This window comes from Sphingomonas sp. NIBR02145 (assembly GCF_027359115.1).
Taxonomy (GTDB): Bacteria; Pseudomonadota; Alphaproteobacteria; order Sphingomonadales; family Sphingomonadaceae; genus Sphingomonas; species Sphingomonas kyeonggiensis_A.
On record NZ_CP114791.1, the window covers coordinates 3,428,245 to 3,448,853 of the forward strand.

At 66.7% G+C, this 20,609-nt stretch carries 22 protein-coding genes; 10 read left to right on the plus strand and 12 right to left on the minus strand.

Annotated elements, in window-relative coordinates; genetic code table 11:
• Positions 1-5: 5 nt before the first annotated feature.
• A complete protein-coding gene (locus O3305_RS15460; RefSeq protein WP_269573340.1) occupies positions 6-506 on the minus strand; it encodes a sterol desaturase family protein in 501 nt (166 codons plus the stop codon).
• A gap of 23 nt (positions 507-529) precedes the next feature.
• The gene (locus tag O3305_RS15465; RefSeq protein WP_269573341.1) at positions 530-916 is read right to left on the minus strand and encodes a hypothetical protein; all 387 of its coding nucleotides are present in this window, start codon (positions 914-916) and stop codon (positions 530-532) included.
• Positions 917-1,193: 277 nt separating this feature from the next.
• Between O3305_RS15465 and sucC the strand changes: the two genes are divergently transcribed.
• A complete protein-coding gene (gene sucC, locus O3305_RS15470) occupies positions 1,194-2,396 on the plus strand; it encodes an ADP-forming succinate--CoA ligase subunit beta (RefSeq protein WP_269573342.1) in 1,203 nt (400 codons plus the stop codon).
• 72 nt (positions 2,397-2,468) lie between these two features.
• Here sucC and O3305_RS15475 read toward each other — a convergent pair whose 3' ends face one another.
• The gene (locus tag O3305_RS15475) at positions 2,469-2,927 is read right to left on the minus strand and encodes a hypothetical protein (RefSeq protein ID WP_269573343.1); all 459 of its coding nucleotides are present in this window, start codon (positions 2,925-2,927) and stop codon (positions 2,469-2,471) included.
• A gap of 198 nt (positions 2,928-3,125) precedes the next feature.
• Here O3305_RS15475 and O3305_RS15480 point away from each other — a divergent pair, with 198 nt between their 5' ends.
• From O3305_RS15480 to O3305_RS15490, 3 genes are all read left to right on the plus strand, one after another.
• On the plus strand, positions 3,126-3,878 hold the full coding sequence (locus O3305_RS15480) for an electron transfer flavoprotein subunit beta/FixA family protein (RefSeq protein ID WP_269573344.1): 753 nt from the start codon (positions 3,126-3,128) through the stop codon (positions 3,876-3,878).
• A complete protein-coding gene (locus O3305_RS15485) occupies positions 3,875-4,804 on the plus strand; it encodes an electron transfer flavoprotein subunit alpha/FixB family protein (protein ID WP_269573345.1) in 930 nt (309 codons plus the stop codon). The genes O3305_RS15480 and O3305_RS15485 overlap by 4 nt, the downstream gene beginning before the upstream one ends.
• Before the next feature lie 86 nt (positions 4,805-4,890).
• Positions 4,891-5,352 (plus strand): hypothetical protein, encoded by a 462-nt coding sequence (locus O3305_RS15490; protein WP_269573346.1) that lies wholly within the window; start codon positions 4,891-4,893, stop codon positions 5,350-5,352.
• On the opposite strand, the gene O3305_RS15495 is transcribed toward O3305_RS15490, so the two are convergent.
• Positions 5,349-6,584 carry an MFS transporter gene (locus tag O3305_RS15495; protein WP_269573347.1) on the minus strand — a complete coding sequence of 412 codons (1,236 nt, stop codon included), beginning with the start codon at positions 6,582-6,584 and terminating at the stop codon, positions 5,349-5,351. The two genes, O3305_RS15490 and O3305_RS15495, sit on opposite strands and share 4 nt — an antisense overlap.
• A gap of 155 nt (positions 6,585-6,739) precedes the next feature.
• On the opposite strand from O3305_RS15495, the gene O3305_RS15500 reads away from it, so the two are divergent.
• Positions 6,740-7,630 carry an HNH endonuclease gene (locus O3305_RS15500; protein WP_269573348.1) on the plus strand — a complete coding sequence of 297 codons (891 nt, stop codon included), beginning with the start codon at positions 6,740-6,742 and terminating at the stop codon, positions 7,628-7,630.
• 74 nt (positions 7,631-7,704) lie between these two features.
• Complete coding sequence (locus O3305_RS15505; protein WP_269573349.1) at positions 7,705-8,889, plus strand: MFS transporter; 1,185 nt, start codon at positions 7,705-7,707, stop codon at positions 8,887-8,889.
• On the opposite strand, the gene nhaA is transcribed toward O3305_RS15505, so the two are convergent.
• The 3 genes from nhaA to O3305_RS15520 all read right to left on the minus strand — a co-directional run bounded on the left by nhaA (position 8,790) and on the right by O3305_RS15520 (position 12,327).
• Positions 8,790-9,971 carry a Na+/H+ antiporter NhaA gene (gene nhaA, locus O3305_RS15510; RefSeq protein ID WP_269573350.1) on the minus strand — a complete coding sequence of 394 codons (1,182 nt, stop codon included), beginning with the start codon at positions 9,969-9,971 and terminating at the stop codon, positions 8,790-8,792. The genes O3305_RS15505 and nhaA overlap by 100 nt on opposite strands.
• Positions 9,968-11,545 (minus strand): lysine--tRNA ligase, encoded by a 1,578-nt coding sequence (locus O3305_RS15515; RefSeq protein ID WP_269573351.1) that lies wholly within the window; start codon positions 11,543-11,545, stop codon positions 9,968-9,970. Before O3305_RS15515 ends, nhaA begins: the two co-directional genes overlap by 4 nt.
• A gap of 101 nt (positions 11,546-11,646) precedes the next feature.
• Positions 11,647-12,327 carry a hypothetical protein gene (locus tag O3305_RS15520; protein ID WP_269573352.1) on the minus strand — a complete coding sequence of 227 codons (681 nt, stop codon included), beginning with the start codon at positions 12,325-12,327 and terminating at the stop codon, positions 11,647-11,649.
• A 283-nt stretch (positions 12,328-12,610) separates the two neighbouring features.
• Between O3305_RS15520 and O3305_RS15525 the strand changes: the two genes are divergently transcribed.
• Genes O3305_RS15525 through O3305_RS15535 form a run of 3 tightly spaced genes read left to right on the plus strand, consistent with a single transcriptional unit; the run spans position 12,611 to position 16,933 of the window.
• Positions 12,611-13,690 carry a hypothetical protein gene (locus O3305_RS15525; RefSeq protein WP_269573353.1) on the plus strand — a complete coding sequence of 360 codons (1,080 nt, stop codon included), beginning with the start codon at positions 12,611-12,613 and terminating at the stop codon, positions 13,688-13,690.
• A complete protein-coding gene (locus tag O3305_RS15530; RefSeq protein WP_269573354.1) occupies positions 13,687-16,389 on the plus strand; it encodes an ATP-dependent DNA helicase in 2,703 nt (900 codons plus the stop codon). Before O3305_RS15525 ends, O3305_RS15530 begins: the two co-directional genes overlap by 4 nt.
• Positions 16,390-16,399: 10 nt before the next feature.
• Positions 16,400-16,933 (plus strand): SixA phosphatase family protein, encoded by a 534-nt coding sequence (locus tag O3305_RS15535; RefSeq protein ID WP_269573355.1) that lies wholly within the window; start codon positions 16,400-16,402, stop codon positions 16,931-16,933.
• Positions 16,934-16,937: 4 nt separating this feature from the next.
• Here O3305_RS15535 and O3305_RS15540 read toward each other — a convergent pair whose 3' ends face one another.
• From O3305_RS15540 to rpmF, 5 genes are all read right to left on the minus strand, one after another.
• On the minus strand, positions 16,938-17,306 hold the full coding sequence (locus tag O3305_RS15540; RefSeq protein WP_184163235.1) for a MerR family transcriptional regulator: 369 nt from the start codon (positions 17,304-17,306) through the stop codon (positions 16,938-16,940).
• A 13-nt stretch (positions 17,307-17,319) separates the two neighbouring features.
• Positions 17,320-17,619 carry an integration host factor subunit alpha gene (locus tag O3305_RS15545; RefSeq protein WP_221416096.1) on the minus strand — a complete coding sequence of 100 codons (300 nt, stop codon included), beginning with the start codon at positions 17,617-17,619 and terminating at the stop codon, positions 17,320-17,322.
• A gap of 114 nt (positions 17,620-17,733) precedes the next feature.
• Positions 17,734-18,705 (minus strand): beta-ketoacyl-ACP synthase III, encoded by a 972-nt coding sequence (locus tag O3305_RS15550; RefSeq protein ID WP_269573356.1) that lies wholly within the window; start codon positions 18,703-18,705, stop codon positions 17,734-17,736.
• Between the two features lie 10 nt (positions 18,706-18,715).
• A complete protein-coding gene (plsX, locus tag O3305_RS15555) occupies positions 18,716-19,747 on the minus strand; it encodes a phosphate acyltransferase PlsX (RefSeq protein WP_269573357.1) in 1,032 nt (343 codons plus the stop codon).
• 40 nt (positions 19,748-19,787) lie between these two features.
• Positions 19,788-19,967, minus strand: a complete 180-nt coding sequence (gene rpmF / locus O3305_RS15560; protein ID WP_184163223.1) for a 50S ribosomal protein L32 — start codon at positions 19,965-19,967, stop codon at positions 19,788-19,790.
• A 186-nt stretch (positions 19,968-20,153) separates the two neighbouring features.
• On the opposite strand from rpmF, the gene O3305_RS15565 reads away from it, so the two are divergent.
• The gene (locus O3305_RS15565) at positions 20,154-20,582 is read left to right on the plus strand and encodes an MAPEG family protein (protein WP_269573358.1); all 429 of its coding nucleotides are present in this window, start codon (positions 20,154-20,156) and stop codon (positions 20,580-20,582) included.
• Positions 20,583-20,609: the final 27 nt, after the last annotated feature.

The following is a 20,609-nucleotide window of genomic DNA, read 5'->3' on the forward strand; positions in this document are numbered from 1 at the left end:
AGTCGTCAATCCGGGTTCGTGCGGATGCGGGCCGAACTGCCACGAGCCTTGAGCTGGCGCTTCAGCTCGTCGGCGGGCGCGGCCCAGAGGAAGCCGAAGCTGACCGCGCCTTGCCTGGATTCGACCGCGTGATGCAGTCGGTGCGCCTGGACGATCCGCTTCATGTAGCGCGAGCGCGGGACATAGCGATGGCGCACCCGCTGGTGGACGATCACGTCGTGGAAGCCGAAATAGATCGCGCCATAGCCGGCGATTCCGGCACCGATCCACGTGGAACCAAGCCACCAGCCCGCCTGTACGCCGCCATAGATCAGGATGATCGAGGGCACCGCGAAGATCACCGCGTAGAGGTCGTTCCACTCGAACCAGCCGGTGCGGGCACGGTGGTGGCTCTCGTGCAGGAACCAGCCCGGCCCGTGCATCACCCAGCGGTGCATCGCCCAGGCGAACAGCTCCATCCCGGCGAGCGTGGCAAGGAACAGGGCAAGGCCGATCCAGGGCGACATGAGCATTAGATAGGCGTTCCGGCTCAGAAGGCGAAGGCCGTGCCGTCGCATTTGGCCGGGCTCAGCGTATAGCTGGCAAAGGGCTTCTCGCTGCCGTCGAGCTTGCGCTCGGTGATCGTCCAGCGCCAGCCCTTGCCCTGCGGCGTCAGCCGATTGGCGTAGAGCGCATCGGGATAGGCATAGTCGATCGCGATGGCGCCGGCCTTGTCGGCCTGGCCCTTGCCGGCGGCGCTGTAGCCCGCGCCGAAACTGTCCATCCACCACGCGCTTAGCCTGTCCCCGTCATGGTCACCGATCATGATCGCCGCGTCATAGGGATCGGCCGGATCGAGGCCGTGCGATTCCAGCAGCAGGTAGCGCCCGCCCAGCCGCCACGCGGCCCGCACCCGAGTCGCGACGCGCTTGCCCATCACTTCGCCCGGCGCGTCCCAGCACCCGATGAGCCGGTCGAGCGCCTGATGGGCAACACCAGGTTCGGCAGAGGGCGAGACAGCAGTGCGGCGGCAAGGACGAGGGTCATGGCGATTCCCTAGCGGTGGGCGGCACTTCCCGCCATACCGGCTTTACGACGACTTATTGCAAGTTTGTCGCAATCGCATTTACTGCGAAAAGATTTGGATTCGCGCGCGCGCCGTGCTTAAGGCACCCGCAAACTCCTTCCCGCCACAAAAGACGAGGGCGCGTCCCATGAACATCCATGAATATCAGGCCAAGGAACTGCTCGCCAAGTATGGCGCGCCGATCGCTGCCGGCTTCGCCGCGTTCACCGTCGAGGAGGCCGTCGAGGCCGCCAAGAAGCTGCCCGGACCGCTCTTCGTCGTGAAGTCGCAGATCCATGCCGGCGGCCGCGGCAAGGGCAAGTTCAAGGAGCTCGGCCCCGATGCGAAGGGCGGCGTCCGCCTCGCCTTCTCGCTGGACGAGGTCCGTGCCCACGCGACCGACATGCTCGGCAACACGCTGGTGACGATCCAGACCGGTGAGCATGGCAAGCAGGTCAACCGCCTCTACATCACCGACGGCGCCGACATCGCGAAGGAGTTCTACCTCGCGCTCCTCGTCGACCGCGTCACCGGCCGCGTCGCCTTTGTCGTCTCGACCGAGGGCGGCATGGACATCGAGGAAGTCGCGCATTCGACTCCCGAGAAGATCCACACTTTCGACGTCGATCCCGCGACCGGCTTCATGCCGCACCACGGCCGCGCCGTCGCTGCCGCGCTGGGCCTGACCGGCGATCAGGGCAAGCAGGCCGCCAAGGTCGCGTCGTCGCTGTTCGCCGCCTTCCTGGCGACCGATGCCGCGCAGATCGAAGTCAACCCGCTCGCGCTGACCGAGCAGGGCAACCTCCTCGTCCTCGACGCCAAGGTCGGCTTCGATTCGAACGCGATGTTCCGCCACAAGGACCTCGCCGAGCTGCGCGACGAGTCGGAAGAGGATCCGATGGAGCTCGAGGCGTCGAAGTACGACCTCGCCTACATCAAGCTCGACGGCGACATCGGCTGCATGGTCAACGGCGCTGGCCTGGCGATGGCCACGATGGACATCATCAAGCTCAACGGCATGTTCCCGGCCAACTTCCTCGACGTGGGCGGTGGCGCCAACAAGGAGAAGGTCACCGCGGCGTTCAAGATCATCCTGAGCGATCCGGCGGTGAAGGGCATCCTGGTCAACATCTTCGGCGGCATCATGCGCTGCGACATCATCGCCGAGGGCATTGTCGCCGCGGCGAAGGAAGTGAACCTCTCGGTACCGCTGGTCGTGCGCCTCGAGGGCACCAACGTCCAGCAGGGCAAGGACATCCTGGCCAATTCGGGCCTTGCGATCGTCCCCGCCAACGATCTGGGCGACGCCGCCAAGAAGATCGTGGCCGAGGTCAAGAAGGTCGCCGCCTGAGCGACCTGACTGGCTGACAGTCGTCCTGGATCGAAGGGGCGGGAGAGACCGGGTCTCTCCCGCCCTTTTCGTTCAGTGCGGCTTCGATGCGGGCAAGCCCTTCTCGCTGATGCTCTTGCCCGCCGGCGCGGATGGCGTGACCGCCTTGGCCGTGGTCGGCGTCATCGACAGGCGCGCAGGCATGTCCCCGGCCGCCGTCGCCTCAACCGCAGCTGCGGGCGCGTCCTCGTTGCGCCGGCCGCCGGTATAGGCTCGGCCCTCCACCGCTTCGCCGCCCGTCGTGGACTGGCATTCCGGCTCGGCCGCGCCCTCCCGCCTGGTCGGGTTCACCCCGCCCTTCACCACGATGCCGCCGATCGGGCTGCCGGGCGCGCAGCGCGCATAGCTCGACGAGACCGCGCCGCCCGGCCTGGCGATGGTTGCGGGCGGCTTCTTCTCCTTGGCGGAAACCGGCGCATCCTGCGCAAGCGCGGGCGCGGTGGCGACGCTTGCGGCCAGCGCTGCTCCGATGATCAGCTGGTACTTCCCCATCTGTCCTCTCCCTTTCTTCACGAAGCTGCATGTTCGCGTCTGAATTTCGGGTGAACTCGCGGTGCCTCGGCAAAACGGCCATCCGCACCGATTTTTCGATGATTGGGTATGCCCTATCACTGTTTGGGGTGGACTTGGCCGGAATCTCGGGCATTAGCGGTTGGCATTGCCGTTCTTCCAGCGATGGAGAGGATTTCGATGAAAGTTCTGGTGCCGGTCAAGCGCGTGCTTGACTACAATGTGAAGCCCCGCGTGAAGGCGGATGGGACGGGGGTCGATCTCGCCAACGTCAAGATGAGCATGAACCCGTTCGACGAGATCGCGATCGAGGAAGCCGTGCGCCTCAAGGAAAAGGGCGCCGCGACCGAGGTGGTCGTCGTCACCATCGGCGTCGCCAAGGCGGAGACCGATGTGCTGCTCACCGCACGCGCCATGGGCGCCGATCGCGGCATCCTGATCCAGACCGATGACGAAATCGAGCCGCTGGCCGTCGCCAAGCTCCTCGCCAAGGTCGCCGAAGAAGAGCAGCCCGGGCTGATCATCCTCGGCAAGCAGGCGATCGACGACGACAGCAACCAGACCGGCCAGATGCTCGCCGCGCTGCTCGGCTGGCCCCAGGGCACCTTCGCCTCGAAGGTCGAGCTGGGCGGCAACGGCATACAGGTCACCCGCGAAGTCGATGGTGGCCTCGAGACCGTGGATCTCAAGCTGCCGGCGATCGTCACCACCGATCTTCGCCTCAACGAGCCGCGCTACGCCACGCTGCCGAACATCATGAAGGCCAAGTCCAAGCCGGTCGCGAAGAAGACCGTCGCGGATTACGGCGTCGATGTCACCCCGCGCCTCAAGACGCTCAAGGTCGTCGAGCCGGCCAAGCGCACGGCCGGCATCAAGGTGGGCTCGGTCGACGAGCTGGTCGAAAAGCTCAAGGGTCTGGGAGTCGCGAAATGAAGACGCTGGTTTGGGTCGAGCACGACAATCAGAGCCTGAAGGACGCCACCCTCTCGGCGGTCACCGCTGCGGCGAAGCTCGGTGAAGTCCATCTCCTCGTCGCCGGCAAGGGCGTCGATGGCGTTGCCCAGGCGGCGGCGGCGATCGAAGGCGTGGGCAAGGTCCATGTCGCCGATGACGCGGCTTATGAGCATTTCCTGGCAGAGAACATCGCGCCGCTGATCGTGTCGCTGATGGGCACGCACGACGCGGTCCTCTTCCCGGCGACCACCACCGGCAAGAACATCGCGCCGCGCGTGGCTGCCGCGCTCGACGTGATGCAGATCTCGGATATCCTCTCGGTCGAGGGTGCCGACACCTTCACGCGCCCGATCTATGCCGGCAACGCGATCGCCACCGTGCAGACCAGCGACAAGAAGCTGGTGATCACCGTGCGCGGCACCGCCTTCCCCAAGGCGGCGGCCACCGGCGGTTCGGGCGCGATCGAAGCCGTATCGGGCGAAGGCGACAAGGGCCTCTCCACCTTCGCGGGTGCCGAGATCGCCAAGTCGGAGCGTCCGGAGCTGACCAGCGCCAAGGTGATCGTCTCGGGCGGCCGCGCGCTCGGCTCGTCGGAGCAGTTCCACGCGCAGATCGATCCGCTGGCGGACAAGCTCGGCGCCGCCGTCGGCGCCTCGCGCGCCGCGGTGGACGCGGGCTACGCCCCGAACGACTATCAGGTCGGCCAGACCGGCAAGATCGTCGCTCCGGAAGTCTATGTCGCGATCGGCATCTCGGGTGCGATCCAGCACCTCGCTGGCATGAAGGACTCCAAGACGATCATCGCGATCAACAAGGACGAGGATGCCCCGATCTTCCAGGTCGCGGACATCGGCCTGGTCGGCGACCTGTTCAAGATCGTCCCGGAGCTGACCGAGAAGCTCTGATCCCTTCTCGGGCGAACAATATAGGGGGTGTTCCTCGCCGGAACGCCCCCTTTTGTTTTGTTCAGGTCCCGGCATAGTCGTCCCCCATGATAGGACGACTTGCTCCCCTGCTTGCTGCTCTGGCGCTGTTCCCGGTCCTGCCGGTGCGGGCCCAGTCGATCGACGAATTGCGCCGCGACCAGATGGAGGCGGTGAAGGCGGCGAAACAACTCGATCGCGCCGATGCCGTGCTGCTGCGCCAGGTCGCGCAGCTTCCGCCCTCGCACGGCGATGCCTTTCCCGCCGAAAGCGTCGCCGCGCTGCTCGCCGGCTGGCGTGGCTATATCCAGCGCGAATGCGGGCTGGTCGGGGTCATGACCGGTGCCAATGGTCCGTCATCGGGCAGCTTCGCGGCGATCTGCGAGGCGCGGCGCTATGCCGAGCGGATCAGGTTGGTGCAGGCTGCCGGTGCCTGCCTTTCGCGCGAGATCGGCCGAGAAGGCGGCAATCCTTCGGCGTGCCTGGAGCCGCTGGTGGTGTTGAAGGCGGAAGGGGATTTCGATGCCTAGTCCGTTCCCATCGCTCGCGGCGGCGTGACCTCGGGCAACGGCAGCGGTGGGATGGTCGAGAGCTTGGCAGCAATGGCCAGCGCGAGCACGGTCAGCACCCCGCAATAGAGGGCAACGCCGCCCCAGCCCCAGCCGGTCCAGGCAAAGCCTCCCGCCGAGCCGAGCACGCTCGATCCCAGATAATAGAAGAACAGGTAGAAGGCCGCTGCTTGCCCCCGGCTGGCCCGCGCGCGCCTGCCGACCCAGCTCGAGGCGATCGAATGGGCGCCGAAAAAGCCGATAGTGACGATGCCGATCCCCGCCACCACCAGGGCCAGCCAGGTCGAGGCAGTCAGCGCCACGCCGACCAGCAGCATCGCAGTCGGGATCCAGAAGATCAGCCGGCGTCCGCGCTTCTCTGCCAAATGTCCGAACCAGGTCGAGCTTACCGAGCCGAGCAGATAGAGCAGGAAGATCGCGCCGATCGCCGCATGGCTCAGCCCGAAGGGCGGCGCGAGCAGGCGGAAGCCGACATAATTGTAGATGGTGACGAACACGCCCATCAGCAGGAACGCCTCGGCATAGAGCAAAGGCATGGCGCGGTCGCGGAACAGGCCACCTCCGGCGGCGATCACGGCGCTGGGATGGACTTCCTGCGCCACGAAGCGGCGGGAGCGCGGGGCGAGACGGCGAAAGCCCTCGGCCATTGCCAGCCCGGCCAGCCCCACTCCGATCAGCCCCCAGCGCCAGTCGACCAGTTCGGTGATGAGGCTCACGCCCAGGCGTCCGGCCATGCCGCCGATCCCGCTGCCCGCGATATAGAGGCCCATTGCCGGCCCCACCGAGCGCGGCTCGATCTCCTCGCTGACATAGGCCATGGCGACCGCCGGCATGCCGGCCAGCGCGATACCGGTGAGGAAGCGCAAGGCCAGCAGCGCGTCCCAGCCCGGCGCCAGGCCGGTCAGCATGGTCAGCAACCCCGCGCCGAACATCGCGCCTACCATCAGCGGCCTCCGCCCGAGCTTATCGGAGAGCATGCCGGCAACGACGATCGCCACCGCGAGCGGTCCGGTCGCGAGCGAGATGGCGAGGCTGGCGGCCTCGGCGCTCAGATGGAATTCGCTGGCGAACAGCGGCAGCAGCGGCTGGGCGGAATAGAGCAGCGAGAAGGTCGAGAAGCCGGCGAACAGCATCGCGAGCGTCAGGCGCCTGTATCCGGGAGTGCCACGGGAATAGCCGCCAGTTTCAGTCATCGTCCGCCAACGCGCCTGCGCCTCTCAAGCGCACGGCGCACCTGTATTTTTCGCAGTTACCCTTCCTTATAGGGCAAGCTTGGCGAGGGGATGTTCGGCTAGCTAGTCTTTCGGATCGCTTGCCAATGGCCGATCTGGCCCGATAGTCATTACGTATGGCTAACGGCGTGTTCATTCACCGCGAAGACTCGAATTATCGGGACACGCCAGCAATCCGCTATCATTTTCCCAAGCAGTATCTCGGGCGGGCACAGGCCTGTATTGGCGACTGGATCCTCTATTACGAACCGGTGAAGGTGAAGCGCACGCGAGGCTATTGGGCGATGGCCCGTGTGGCCTCGATCGTGCCCGACCCCGAGCAGGCGGGCATGTATTATGCGATGATCGCCGAGGGGGATTTCATACAGTTCAGCACGCCGGTGCCATTCAAGATCGATGGCGTCGTGGTCGAGCGAGGCGTGCTTAACGATGCGCAGAAGAATTCCGGCCGAACCCAGGCCGCGGTACGTCCGATCTCGACCCAGGATTTCATCCGGATCATCAATCTCGGGCTGCATGACGAGGACGCGTTGCTGCCGCGCCGGGATGAGCCCGCAAATCGGGTGCGCGAAGAAGGACCGGTCTTTCATTTCGAAGAGCGTGAACGGATCCAGCAACTGGTCTCGCGGCCGCTGCGGGACCGTGCTTTCCGACGTACCGTGCTCGATGCCTATGACGCACGCTGTGCGCTGACCGGTCTGAAGCTAATCAATGGCGGCGGCCGCGCCGAAGCAGAAGCTGCACATATTCGCCCGGTCGAGGCCAATGGCCCGGACATCGTCTCCAATGGGCTCGCCTTGTCCGGGACGGTGCACTGGATGTTCGATCGCGGGCTGCTTTCGCTGGCTGACGATCTCTCGATCCTGGTCTCGCGTCACGTCAACGATCGGGATAGCATCGCGGCCTTGCTCAACCGCTCCGGGCGCGCGCGGCTGCCTGCACGGGCGGCCGATCATCCGCATCCTTTGTTCCTTGGCTGGCACAGGGAGAACTGCTTCAAAGGCTGAATGCAGCTTCTGCATTCGTATGTTGCGCCCTACAGGCATTGACGCTGCAGTGCAGCATGGCCACTTGGGCGCCAATGCACGCCCCCACCAGCACCAGCGCACCGACCCATAATGTCGGCCTCGTCCATTTCGCGCTCGCGATGGGCGGCTTTGCCATCGGCACCACCGAGTTCGCAACGATGAGCCTGGTGCCGTACATGGCGCAGGGGCTCGGCATCGACGCGCCTTCGGCCGGCCATGTCATCAGCGCCTATGCGCTGGGCGTGGTGGTTGGCGCGCCGCTGATTGCGGTGGGTGCGGCCAAGCTGTCGCGCCGTTTCACGCTGCTCCTGCTGATGGGCGCCTTCGCCCTGTTCAACACGCTGAGCGCGGCGGCGCCCAATTATCACTGGCTGCTGCTGTTCCGCTTCCTCTCCGGCCTGCCGCACGGTGCCTATTTCGGCATCGCCGCACTGGTCGCCGCTTCGCTGGTGCCGATGAACAAGCGGTCGCAGGCAGTTGGCAGGATGATGCTCGGCCTCACGGTGGCGACGATCCTCGGCGTGCCGCTCGCCAACTGGCTGGGCCAGGCAGTCGGCTGGCGCTGGGGCTTTGTCGTGGTCGGCGTGCTGGCACTGGCGACGGTGGTGCTGGTCGCGGCGCTCGCCCCGCGCGATCCGCCCCAGCATGGCGCGAGCCCGCTCAAGGAGCTCGGCGCGCTCGCCAATGGCCAAGTGTGGCTCACGCTCGGCATCAGCGCGATCGGTTTTGGCGGCATGTTCTGCGTCTACACCTATGTCGCTTCGACCATGCTCGAGGTGACCAAGGCGTCGCCGGCGATGATCCCACTGGTGCTGGCGATCTTCGGCATGGGCGCGACGCTGGGCAGCATCATCGTGCCCAAGTTCGCCGACCGGGCGCTGATGCCCACTGCCGCGGTGCTGCTGCTCGGCAGCGCGGTTGCGCTCGCCTTCTATCCGCTCGCCGCGCATCAGCTATGGAGCATCGCGCTCGATATCTTCGCGATCGGGTTCCTCGGCGCGCTCGGCGCGGTGCTGCAGACCCGGTTGATGGACGTGGCCGGCGAAGCCCAGGGGCTCGCAGCTTCGCTCAACCACTCCGCTTTCAACACCGCCAATGCGCTCGGCCCCTGGCTGGGCGGCCTTGCGATCGCCGCCGGCTATGGCTGGACGTCGACCGGCTGGGTCGGTGCGCTGCTCTCGCTCGGCGGGTTCATGGTGCTGGTGGTAGCGGTGCTGGTCGAGCGCAGGACCAGGTAACCGGCCAGCGCCGACAGGAGCGATCCGGCGAGCACGCCGATCTTCACCTGGTCGGTCAGCACGGCGTTGCCCGGGAAGGCCAGCCCGCCGATGAACAGGCTCATCGTGAAGCCGATGCCGGCGAGCAGCGCCATGCCATAGATTTGCCCCCAGCGCGCATGTGGCTTCGGGGCGATGCCGGCCTTCACCGCCAGCCATATGCTTCCGAACACGCCGACCTGCTTGCCGGCGAACAGCCCGAGCGCGACGGCGAGCGGCAGCGGCGCCAGCAGTGCCTCCCATCCGGGCAGCGCCACGCCCGCATTGGCGAAGCCGAACAGCGGCACGATTCCGAACGCCACCCAGGGGTTGAGCGCATGTTCGAGCTTCAGTCCGGCGGCGCGGGGGATCGCCAGCGCCGCCGCCACGCCCGCGATGGTCGCATGCACGCCGGAGGCGAAGACGCAGAGCCACAGCAGCACCGCCAGCACCAGATAGGGCCCGAGCCGTGTCACCCGCATGCGGCTGCAGGCGAGCATCGCCGCCAGCAGCACGCCCGCGCCGGCCAGCGCGACTAGGTTGAGCTTGGCGGTATAGGCCAGCGCGATGATGATCACCGCGCCCATGTCGTCGACGATCGCGATGGTGGTGAGCAGGAGCTTGAGCGATGCCGGCGCGCGCTTGCCGAGCAGCCCGAGCAGCCCCATCGCAAAGGCGATGTCGGTTGCCGCCGGAATCGCCCAGCCGCGCGTCAGTCCGGGCGTGGAGGCCGTGACGGCGATATAGACCAGCGCCGGCACTGCCATGCCGCTAGCCGCCGCGATCACCGGCAGGGTGCGCTGTGACCAACTGGCGAGCTGGCCCTCAGTGATCTCCGCCTTGATCTCCAGGCCAACGAGCAGGAAGAACACCGCCATCAGCGCGTCGTTCACCCAGCCATGCAGGCTGAGCGGCCCCAGTTCCACGTGGAGCACATGGAAATAATCCGCTGCCAGCGGCGAATTGGCGACGATCAGCGCGCACGCCGATGCCGCCATCAGCACCACGCCGCCCGCCGCCTCGCTCGCAATGAAGGCGCGTGTGGCGGCGGCGATGCGGATCATGCCTTGTCCAGCGCCTCGGTGATCAGCTTGCGGCTGTTCTCGATCCCGTAGAGCGCGATGAAGCTGCCCATGCGCGGCCCCTGCTCGCTGCCCAGCAGCGTCTCGTAGAGCGCCTTGAACCAGTCGCGGAGGTTCTCGAACGCATCGGTCTTGCCGATCTCGTAGACGATGTTCTGGATATCCTCGGCCGAGGCGTCCTCGGGCAGTTCGGCAAGCTGCGCGTCGAGCTGGCGCAGCGCACCCGCTTCGGCTTCGCTCGGCGCGCGGCGCAGCAGCGTAGGCTCGACGAAGTCCTTCGCGTAGCGGATCGCATAGCCGACCATACGGTCGAGCTCGGGATGGCTCTCCGGCGACAGGTCCGGCGAATAGCGGCGCAGGAAGCCCCAGATCGTCTCGCGATTGCCCACGCCCGGCAGGCTGACCAGGTTGAGCAGCAGCCCGAAGGTCACCGGCAGCGTTTCGGCCGGCACCTTGCCTCCATGGATATGGTGGACCGGGTTGCCCAGCTTCTGCGCGATCTCCTGGGTCGGATAGTTGGCGCGGAACTGCCAATATTCCTCGATCGCGCGCGGGATCAGCCCCAGGTGCAGCGACTTCGCCTTCTTGGGCTCGCGATAGATGTAGAAGGCCAGGCTCTCGTCCGGCCCGTAGGTCAGCCATTCCTCAATGGAGAGACCGTTGCCCTTCGACTTGGAGATCTTCTCGCCCTTGGCGTCGAGGAACAGCTCGTAGATCAGCCCCTCGGGGCGCCTGCCGCCCAGCACCTGGGTGATCTTGCCGCTCTGCACGCCGCTGTCGATCAGATCCTTGCCGTACATCTCATAATCAACGCCGAGAGCCGCCCAGCGCATGCCCCAGTCGGGCTTCCACTGAAGCTTGGCCTGGCCGCCGAAGATCGACTGCTCGATCGTCTCGCCTTCATCCTCGAAGCGGATGATGCCGGCCTCGGCATCGATCACTTCCACCGGCACCTGCAGCACGACGCCGCTTTTCGGGCTCACCGGCAGCACCGGCGAATAGGTCGCCTGGCGCTCGGCGCGCAGCGTCGGCAGCATCACGTCCATGATCGCCTGGTAGTTGCGCAGCACCTTGCGCAGCGTCTCGTCGAAGCGGCCCGAGCCATAATAGTCGGTCGAGGACGCGAATTCATACTCGAAGCCGAAGCGATCGAGGAATTCGCGCAGCATCGAGTTGTTGTGCGCGGCGAAGCTTTCGAACTTCTCGAACGGATCCGGGATGCGCGACAGCGGCTTGCCGAGATGCTCGGCGAGCAGCGCCTGGTTCGGCACATTGTCCGGCACCTTGCGCAGGCCGTCCATGTCGTCGCTGAACGCGATCAGCCGCGTCTTGTTGCCGGTCATCTCCTCATAGGCGTGGCGCACCATGGTGGTGCGCAGCACTTCCTGGAAGGTGCCGATATGCGGCAGGCCCGAGGGGCCGTAGCCGGTCTCGAACAGCACGGGCGAACCGTCGGGCTTGCCCTGCGGATAGCGTTTCACCAGCTTGCGCGCTTCTTCGTAGGGCCAGGCCTTGGACTCGAGCGCAGCTGCGCGCAGGATAGCATCGTCTGTCATGATGGGTCGCGCGTGCGCGAACGGGCGGGTTTTTGCAAGTTTCCTGGGAGCACGAGGCTGCAAATCCGGCCTCTCCGCTAGGGAAGAGGCCGGAAGCGCCTTCAGGCGAAGACCCGGTCCTGCGGGCACAATATGCCCGCCGACACGGTCAGGTTCGTCCAGCGATAGTTGAGATAGGCGCCGGAATAATGGTCGTCGTTGCTGAAATCGACGTCGCCGCGATAGGTACCCTGCGGGATCGGGTCGTTGCTGTCGCTGCGGACGATCATGAACTGGTACATCAGGTCCCATAGCAGCCACACCCGGGTGCCCGAGGCGGGCGGCTGGATGGTGAACTGGGTGGTGGTCTTTTGCAGGTCGTTGATCGTCACCGAATGCGAAAGCGTCGCGCTCAGGCTGGCGCTGAGCCCGCCGCCCGAAAAGCCCATCTGCGCGGTGATCGATTCGGTGTCGGTGGTCGAGATGCCATGGTCATATTCCCAGCTCTTCTGCAGCTGGGTGCCGGGGGAGAGATGGGTGAAGGTGCCGGGCACCATCTTCCAATATTTGCGCAGCACGAACTGGCGGGCCACCGGCGCGCTGCCGTCCCACCAATTGTTGAGCCGTGGCGCGCCGTCGCCGCTTTCCTGGTCCCAGACATTGTCCTGGTAGTTGGCGTTGTCCGCATCTGCATAGATGATCAGGTTGCGCGTGGACCGGACCATTTCGACGGGGTCGGTCTGCGAAGGCGGCGACCAGTTCAGGCTGTCGATGGTCGGGAATGCTGGAAGTGTATCAGGCATGACAAGTCTCCACGATGAAAGGATGGTTGAATCTTTTCTTTTGTGGGGCTGCCGGGATCGAGATCTCCGGCGATTTGCGACTGTCGATGACTAGAGGAAATTGGGAGCAAGCCCGCAGTCCCATATGGAACTGACGGGTGAAATATTTGAAGTTATCCGGGCGTTTACTGGAATGCGCCCACGCGCGCACCCCGCCCCCCGCTCGTCTTCGCGCGCGGGTGAAAAGAATGTGCTCCGCTCCCTTCACTTTGCCGGGCAAGCGGCGCTAGAACGAAAGGCGTACATGACCGCGCAACCCGCCCTTCCGGCCAGCCATGGCGACGATCTGCCCAGGCCGGCCCTTTGGGAGGGGCACAGCTCGCGCAGCGCCGCGCTGGCGTTCTGGTTGCCGCCGTTCATCGCGCTGGGGCTGTTCGCCGGCGGCTGGCTGGCTGCCGGGCTCATGCCGCGGATTCCCGGCACTTCGCAGTTGCAGATCGGCGGGCAAAGCTTCCCGCTCGACGATCAAACCGCCGCCGCGGTCAGCTGGGGTGCCATTGGGCTCGTCCTGCTGGTCCTGGGGCTTGCCCTTGGGGCGATCCTGTTGACGATCGTACGGAGTGGCAACCAGCTCTACCGCGTCGATGGGCAGGCGGCGGAAAGCCGTTTCGATGGCATGACCGATCGGATCGCGATCGCCGATATCCGCCGTGTCATCGTGCACGGCTATGGCGCCTGGCACCGGGTGCGCATTGTCGGCAGCAACCGGCAGCGGATTCTCATGCTGCTCGGCAGCCGCGACGCCGCTCGGGTGCTGACCGCGTTGCGCGGGCTAGGCGTCGAATGCGGTGCGCTCGATGCGATCGAGCAGCCCGCCGAAATCGACACGCTCCTCCCCGGCGAGTCGGTGCGATGGCGCGGGCGGCCCGGCCTCGCCTCGTTCGATACCAGCCGTGCCTTCCTGCTGTTCGCGGTTTGCCTGCCGCTGCTCTTCTTCCTTGGCGCGCAATGGATGATCTGGAGCGCGGAGCCCATGGTGATCGTCGGCCTGTTCTTCTCCTGCATGACATTCTGCCTGTTCGGCTATCTCGCGCTCTATGTGCTCGCTGTCTTTCATGAGCGGCTGCGCGCCTGGTTCTTCGACCTGTTCGGCACGGTGGTGGTGACCGATCGCCGCATCGCCTGGGCGGTTCCCCTGTCCGGGCGCTTCTACCGCGATCTCGCCTTTGGCGAGCTGATCGAGGCCGCGATCGTCGAGCGCAAAGGCCGCCGCGCCTGGGTCGCGCTCACCATCCGCACCAGGGATGACGTGCGCCACGAGGATCTGCGCGGCCTGCCCGATGCCGATCGCTTCCTCGCCGTGTTGCGGCCGGGCGCGCAATGACCCTGCCCTATCCCGCCCTCCACGCCAGCCATGGCGGCGTCTGGATCGCGACGCCCGATGGCGATTGCCGCGCGATCAGCCGGGGCGAGGCGATCCGCATCGCCGCCGATACGCCGGTGATCCTGCTCAACGCCCCGCTGATCGGCCAGCGGCTCGGCTATGCCGATCTGTCCGGCCTCGATCTGCTCGAGCTGTTCGCCTTTCTCCATCCCGCACGCTTCATGGTGCCCACGCCCAAGGGGCTGGCGCGCGCCTCCGGGCTCGAAGCGCCCATGAATGACGCCGACATCGCCCCCTTCCTGCGCGCCGCGGCGGCGAAGCTGCTGGCGGTCACCGAAGGCGATTGGCCCGAGCGCGAAGGCGCCTGGAACGCAGTGCAGTCGTTGTTCCGGCTGCGCTGGCCCTGGGCGCCCGCGCTCAGCCAGCGGCTGGCCAAGCCCGCCCAGGCCGAGCGCTGGCTGTTCTCCAGGCTGCCCGAATGGACCGAGCAGCCGCCCCGCGTCGCGCCGCGCACCGTCACGCTCAGCGATTCGGACGTCGCCGATCGCCTGGCGCGTCTTACGGGCAGCGGTGCCGAGCAGCGCCAGGGCCAGCGCGACTATGCCGCCGCCGCGGCCGGCGCCTTCGCTCCGCGCGACATGCGCGAATCGCCGAACCTGGTGCTGGCCGAAGCGGGCACCGGCATCGGCAAGACGCTCGGCTATCTCGCCCCCGCCTCGCTCTGGGCCGAGCAGGCCGGTGGCGCGGTCTGGGTCTCCACCTTCACCAAGGCGCTGCAGCGACAATTGGGGCATGAAGGCGAGCGGCTGGTCGCCGATCCCGATCAACGCAAGAAGCGGATCGTCACCCGCAAGGGCCGCGAGAATTATGTCTGCCTGCTCAATCTGGAAGATGCGTTGCAGGGCGGCTTCGCGGGCCGTGCGGCGATCCTCGCGCAGCTGGTCGCGCGCTGGGCGGCCTATACGGCGGATGGCGACATGGTCGGCGGCGACTTGCCGGGCTGGCTTCCCACCCTGTTCCGCCGCAACGGCTCGACCGCGCTCACCGATCGGCGCGGCGAATGCATCTATGCCGGCTGCCCGCACTATCGGAAATGCTTCATCGAGCGCGCCGCCCGCGCCTCGGCCGACGCGGACATCGTCATCGCCAACCATGCGCTGGTAATGGTCAACGCGGCGCGGGGTCGCGAGACGGCGAGCCGCCCGACCCGCTATGTCTTCGACGAGGGACATCACCTGTTCGATGCGGCCGACGCGATGTTCGCCGCCGCGCTGACGGGGCAGGAAGCGATCGAGATCCGCCGATGGGTGACCGGTCCCGAATCGGGTTCGCGCGGCCGGCGCCGGGGTCTTGCCGCCCGCCTTTCCGACGTTGCCGGCTATGACGAGGAAGGCGGCCGCGCGATTGCCGAGGCGGTCAATGCCGCGCAGGCACTGCCCAGCGACGGCTGGCTGCAGCGCCTGAACGAGGGCGAGCCCTTCGGCCCGGTCGAGCATCTCCTCGCCGCGGTGCGCGGGCTGGTCTATGCCCGGGACGTCAATGGCGCGGCCGAAGCGGGCTATGGCCTGGAGACCGAACTGGCCGAGCCCGATGCGGCTCTGGTCGAGGCGGCCGGCCCTGCCGGCGAAGCGCTCGACGCGCTGCTTCGCCCGCTCGTCCATCTCGGCCGCCGGCTCGAAGCGGTACTTACCGAGGCGCCCGACTGGATGGATGGCCCGGCGCGTGCCCGGATCGAAGGTGCGGTCGCGTCGCTCGGCTGGCGTGCCGATACCGTCGGTGCCTGGCTCGCGCTGATCGCCCGGATCGGCGGCCCTGCCGATTCGGCGTTCGTCGACTGGCTGGCGGTCGATCGGGTCGAGGGGCGCGAATATGATATCGGCCTGCACCGGCACTGGCTCGATCCCTCCAAGCCCTTTGCCGAGACGGTGCTCAAGCAGGCGCATGGTGCGCTGATCACCTCGGCGACGCTGCGTGCCGGGGGCGACTGGGACGTGGCCGAGGCGCGGTCGGGCGCGGTCCATCTGATGCGTCCGCCCCAGCGCTTCTCGGCGGTCAGCCCGTTCAACTATGCCGACCAGGCCGAAGTGCTGATCGTCACCGATGTGAAGCGCGGCGACACTGCCGCGCTCGCCAATGCCTATGCCCGGCTGGTGGTGGCGGCCGAGGGCGGCACGCTCGGGCTGTTCACCGCGATCCGGCGCCTGCGCGCCGTTCATGCCCGCATCGCCGACCGGCTGGCGCGCGAGGGGCTGCCTTTGCTCGCCCAGCATGTCGATCCGATCGACACCGGCACGCTGGTCGATATCTTTCGCGACGATCCGCGTGCCTCGCTGCTCGGCACCGATGCGCTGCGCGATGGGGTGGACGTGCCCGGCGATTCGCTGCGGCTGGTGGTGATGGAGGGGATTCCCTGGCCCAAGCCGAGCGTACTCCATGCCGCGCGGCGCCTCGCCGGGGGCGGCACCGCCTATGACGACCGTATCGTGCGTGCGCGCCTCGCCCAGGCGTTCGGCCGGCTGATTCGCCGGGCGGACGATCGCGGCACCTTCGTGCTGCTCTCCGCCGCCAGCCCGTCGCGCCTGCTCGATGCCTTTCCGCCGGGCACGCGGGTGACGCGCGTCACGCTGGATCAGGCAGTTGATCGCGTCCGGCTTTCCTTGGCGTCAAAGCTGGGGCAAGAGGCCCCCGCGAACGCCTGACGGGGAATCCATGAAGACGCTCACGCTGCTCCGCCATGCCAAGTCCGGATGGGACGATCCGGTCGCCCGCGATTTCGATCGGCCGCTCAATCCCAAGGGCCAGCGCGCCGCCGCGATGATGGGCCGGCACCTCAGGGCCGAGGGGCTGGCCTTCGACCATGTCCTCGCCTCGCCTGCGGTGCGGGTTGTCGAGACACTGGCGCAGGTCGCCACCGGCTATGGGAGCGATCTCGCCCCGCACTGGGACCAGCGCCTCTACCTCGCCTCGGCGGCGACGCTGCTGGATCTCGTCCACGAGCTGCCCGCCGGTGCCGATTCGGTTCTGGTCTCAGGCCATAATCCGGGGCTGGAGGAGCTGGTGCTGCTGCTCTCGGCCGATAGTGACCTGCGCCTTTCGGTCGAGCAGAAATACCCCACGGCGACCCTGGCCGAGATGCGCTTCGACGTGGCGGACTGGGGCGATGTGAAGCCCGGCAAAGGCGCGCTGGTCCGCTTCACCCGTCCGCGCGACCTCGATCCGACCCTGGGGCCGGATTACAACTGAGCTTCTAGCTGCCGTCCTCGTCCAGCGCCTGGCTGAGCGAATCGCGCACGGCCTTCAACCCCTGCTTGTCGACGGTGGCGCCCGGCGTGGCGGTGCCGGCGGCGGCCCGCGCTACCTTGGTGCCCTTCTCCGCCGCGAGCAGCTTCTGCACGCCGCGGATCGTATAGCCCTGGTTGGAGAGCAGGTCGTGGATCCGTCGCACCAGCGCGACATCCTCGGCGCGGTAGTAACGGCGATTGCCCGCCCGGGTGAGCGGGCGGAGCTGGGGGAAGCGCGTTTCCCAGTAGCGAAGGATGTGTTGGGGGCGCCCGATTTCCTGGGCGAGCTCCCCTATCGTCCGTAGCGCGCCAGCAGCCTTTTCGGCCCCCGGCATGGGCTAATCCCCCTCAGCTCGCCGAGACGATGCGGTCGCGCATCATCTGGCTTGCACGGAAGGTGAGGACTCGGCGCGGCGCGATCGGCACTTCGACGCCGGTCTTGGGGTTGCGACCGACGCGCTCGCCCTTGTCACGCAGAATGAAGCTGCCGAAGCCCGAGATCTTGACGTTCTGCCCCTCGGCCAGCGCCTCGCACATATGGCTGAGGATCTGCTCGACGAGGCGCGCGGCATCGGCGCGCGAAAGGCCCACCTCCCGGTGCAGCGATTCGGCTAGATCGGCTCTGGTCAGCGTTCCCGCGGCCGTCATTCGGCAACTCCCCCTTGAGTTGATCTCTGTCGAGTCTGTCCTATCAGATTGTTTCGACACAGCAAACGGGAACATTGAGGTTCCGCAACGAATATCTTCGATTTTTCGCAGCTATCAGAAACGGACGACCGCCGCGCCCCAGGTAAAGCCGCCGCCCATCGCTTCCAGAACCAGCAGGTCTCCTTGGCGAATACGCCCGTCGCGCACCGCGGTGTCAAGCGCGAGCGGAACCGAAGCGGCGGAGGTATTGGCATGCTGGTCGACCGTGACGATCACCTTCTCGGCCGGCAGGTCGAGCTTGCGCGCGGTCGCATCGAGGATGCGGGCATTGGCCTGGTGCGGCACTACCCAGTCGACGTCGCTCGGCTTGAGCCCGGCCAGCGCCAGCGATTCCTGCATCACCGACGCGAGGTTGACCACGGCGTGGCGGAACACCTCGCGCCCCTTCATCCGCAGCTTGCCCACGGTCTGGGTGGTCGAGGGCCCGCCATCGACATAGAGCATGTCGTTGTAGCGGCCATCGGCATGGAGCTTGGTCGCCAGGATGCCGCGCCCGCCCTCGTCGGCGCTGTCCTGCGCCTCGAGCACGATCGCGCCGGCGCCGTCGCCGAACAGCACGCACGTCGCGCGGTCTTCCCAGTCGAGGATGCGGCTGAACGTCTCGGCGCCGATCACCAGCGCCCGCTTGTGGACGCCCGCGCGCAGCATCGAATCGGCAACCTGCACCGCATAAAGGAAGCCCGAGCAGACCGCGGCGACGTCGAACGCCACGCAATCGTCGATCGCCAGCAGCGCCTGGACCTTGGTGGCGGTGGCGGGGAAGGTCTGGTCCGGCGTCGCGGTGGCGAGCACGATCAGGTCGATATCGGCGGCGGCGATGCCGGCGCTGGCCAGCGCGGCCTTGCTCGCCTCGGCCGCCAGCGTGCCGGTGGTCTCGTAGGGTGCCGCGATATGGCGGAAGCGGATGCCGGTGCGCTCGACGATCCACTCGTCGCTCGTATCCACTTCCTGGGCGAGTTCGGCGTTGGAAACGCGGCGGGGCGGCAGGGCGGAGCCAGTGCCGATGATGACGGAACGCAGGGTCATCTTGTTGTGTCTACGCCGCCTTTGCTTCGAAGTTCCCGAGATCCTCGGCGATGCGCCGGTTGAGATCGTCGCGCAGCATCTTCGCCGCGAAGCCGATCGCGGTATCGACGCCGAGTTCGTTGGCGCTGCCATGGCTCTTCACGACGATGCCGTTCAGGCCGAGGAAGACCGCGCCATTATGGTTGTTGGGATCGAGGTGCGTGCGCAGCAGCTCGGTCGCCGGCTTGGAGATCAGGAAGCCGATCTTCGAGCGGGTCGAGCTGGAAAAGGCGCGCTTGAGCAAGTCCGCGACGAATCGGGCGGTGCCTTCCACCGTCTTCAGCGCGATATTGCCCGAGAAACCGTCGCAGACGATCACGTCGACATCACCGCGCGAAAGCTTGTTGCCTTCGATGAAGCCCTGGAAATCGAGGCGGAGATGATCGGCCTTGCGCAGCTCGGCCGCGGCTTCGCGGATCGAGTCGGTGCCCTTCATGTCCTCGGTGCCGATGTTGAGCAGCGCGACCCGCGGGTTCTGCAGGTCGAGCGCGGTGCGCGCATAGGCGGCACCCATCACGGCGAACTGGACGAGGTTGCGGGCGTCGACTTCGGTGTTGGCGCCCAGGTCGAGCATCACCGTGTCGTTCTCGCCCAGAGTCGGCATCAGCGCGGCGAGTGCCGGCCGGTCGATCCCCGGCATGGTGCGCAGGGAGAGCTTGGCCATCGCCATCAGCGCGCCGGTATTGCCCGAAGAGACGGCGGCGCCCGCCTGCCCCTTCTTCACCAGGTCGATGGCGATTCCCATCGAGGTGGTCTTGGCACGCCGAATCGACGCGCTCGGCTTCTCTTCCGAGGCGACGACGTCCGGTGCATGGACGATTTCGGAGGCGGCCGTCAGGTTCGGGTGGTTCTTCAGACCCTCGCGGATCTGCGCCTCGTCTCCGACGAGGATGAACTCCATGCCCTCGAATCGGCGGCGCGCGCGCGCGACACCGGCGAGCATGACCGCAATTCCCTCGTCACCGCCCATCGCATCGACGGCGATTCGAGAGGAATTCGTCATACCCGCATGCCCCCGCGCATCTCAGCCCGATCGTTGCCGATCAGTCTTCGGCCGAGACGATCTCACGGCCGTTATAGTGGCCGCACGAACCGCACAGCACGTGCGGACGCTTCAGCTCGCCACAGTTCGGGCATTCCTGGAACGCCTGCGGAACCAGAGCGTCATGAGAGCGACGCATGCCACGCCGCGACGGCGTAGTCTTTCTCTTGGGAACGGCCATTTCGGCACCTTCTAACGAAACAAAAGTCAAAATCGCGATACGCCCGCACGGCCCAGCGGGCAAGCGACGGAAGCTCCGGCGCTCGCCGGACCAGCGGACGGTCACGAAAGCGAGTGCGCGCCTATAGCGATTCTTGCGGGCGACGCAAGGGAGTGTAGGAGGAACCCTCTGGAGGGGACACCTTATATGATCATCCTGCCCGTTACGCTCTGCACCGCCGGTGCCGCCGCCGTGGTCAATTTCTGGCTCGCGCTGCGAATCAGCCGGCTGCGACTCGCCGAAAAGGTCTTCATCGGCGATGGCGGCGACGATCGGCTCGTCCGCCGCATGCGCGCCCAGCTCAATTTCGCCGAATATGTCCCGCTGATTCTCGTCCTGCTCGCGCTGGTCGAGCTGGCGAGTGGCCCCAGCATCTGGCTGTGGGGTGTCGGCTTCGCGCTGATTCTCGGCCGCGTCCTCCACGCCTTCGGCATGGATGGCTGGGGCCTGGGCCGCCGAATCGGCATCGTACTCACCCTGCTGACCATGCTCGGCCTCGCCGGCTACGGCATCTATATCGGTAGCCAGTACCGCGAAGCGCCGGTGACCGTGTTCAAGGTCGGTCCGAAGAGCTGAGCCTTTCTGCTTCGTCATCCTGAAGCG

Coding starts and splice junctions, on each gene's coding strand:
- sucC (WP_269573342.1), top strand. CDS start 1,194: ATGAACATCCATGAATATCAGGCCAAGGAACTGCTCGCCAAGTATGGC.
- plsX (WP_269573357.1), bottom strand. CDS start 19,747: ATGACGAATTCCTCTCGAATCGCCGTCGATGCGATGGGCGGTGACGAG.
- O3305_RS15460 (WP_269573340.1), bottom strand. CDS start 506: ATGTCGCCCTGGATCGGCCTTGCCCTGTTCCTTGCCACGCTCGCCGGG.
- O3305_RS15520 (WP_269573352.1), bottom strand. CDS start 12,327: ATGCCTGATACACTTCCAGCATTCCCGACCATCGACAGCCTGAACTGG.
- O3305_RS15505 (WP_269573349.1), top strand. CDS start 7,705: ATGCACGCCCCCACCAGCACCAGCGCACCGACCCATAATGTCGGCCTC.
- O3305_RS15495 (WP_269573347.1), bottom strand. CDS start 6,584: ATGACTGAAACTGGCGGCTATTCCCGTGGCACTCCCGGATACAGGCGC.
- O3305_RS15500 (WP_269573348.1), top strand. CDS start 6,740: ATGGCTAACGGCGTGTTCATTCACCGCGAAGACTCGAATTATCGGGAC.
- O3305_RS15485 (WP_269573345.1), top strand. CDS start 3,875: ATGAAGACGCTGGTTTGGGTCGAGCACGACAATCAGAGCCTGAAGGAC.
- O3305_RS15535 (WP_269573355.1), top strand. CDS start 16,400: ATGAAGACGCTCACGCTGCTCCGCCATGCCAAGTCCGGATGGGACGAT.
- O3305_RS15550 (WP_269573356.1), bottom strand. CDS start 18,705: ATGACCCTGCGTTCCGTCATCATCGGCACTGGCTCCGCCCTGCCGCCC.
- O3305_RS15540 (WP_184163235.1), bottom strand. CDS start 17,306: ATGCCGGGGGCCGAAAAGGCTGCTGGCGCGCTACGGACGATAGGGGAG.
- O3305_RS15545 (WP_221416096.1), bottom strand. CDS start 17,619: ATGACGGCCGCGGGAACGCTGACCAGAGCCGATCTAGCCGAATCGCTG.
- O3305_RS15565 (WP_269573358.1), top strand. CDS start 20,154: ATGATCATCCTGCCCGTTACGCTCTGCACCGCCGGTGCCGCCGCCGTG.
- O3305_RS15525 (WP_269573353.1), top strand. CDS start 12,611: ATGACCGCGCAACCCGCCCTTCCGGCCAGCCATGGCGACGATCTGCCC.
- O3305_RS15465 (WP_269573341.1), bottom strand. CDS start 916: ATGGGCAAGCGCGTCGCGACTCGGGTGCGGGCCGCGTGGCGGCTGGGC.
- O3305_RS15530 (WP_269573354.1), top strand. CDS start 13,687: ATGACCCTGCCCTATCCCGCCCTCCACGCCAGCCATGGCGGCGTCTGG.
- rpmF (WP_184163223.1), bottom strand. CDS start 19,967: ATGGCCGTTCCCAAGAGAAAGACTACGCCGTCGCGGCGTGGCATGCGT.
- O3305_RS15490 (WP_269573346.1), top strand. CDS start 4,891: ATGATAGGACGACTTGCTCCCCTGCTTGCTGCTCTGGCGCTGTTCCCG.
- O3305_RS15480 (WP_269573344.1), top strand. CDS start 3,126: ATGAAAGTTCTGGTGCCGGTCAAGCGCGTGCTTGACTACAATGTGAAG.
- O3305_RS15515 (WP_269573351.1), bottom strand. CDS start 11,545: ATGACAGACGATGCTATCCTGCGCGCAGCTGCGCTCGAGTCCAAGGCC.
- nhaA (WP_269573350.1), bottom strand. CDS start 9,971: ATGATCCGCATCGCCGCCGCCACACGCGCCTTCATTGCGAGCGAGGCG.
- O3305_RS15475 (WP_269573343.1), bottom strand. CDS start 2,927: ATGGGGAAGTACCAGCTGATCATCGGAGCAGCGCTGGCCGCAAGCGTC.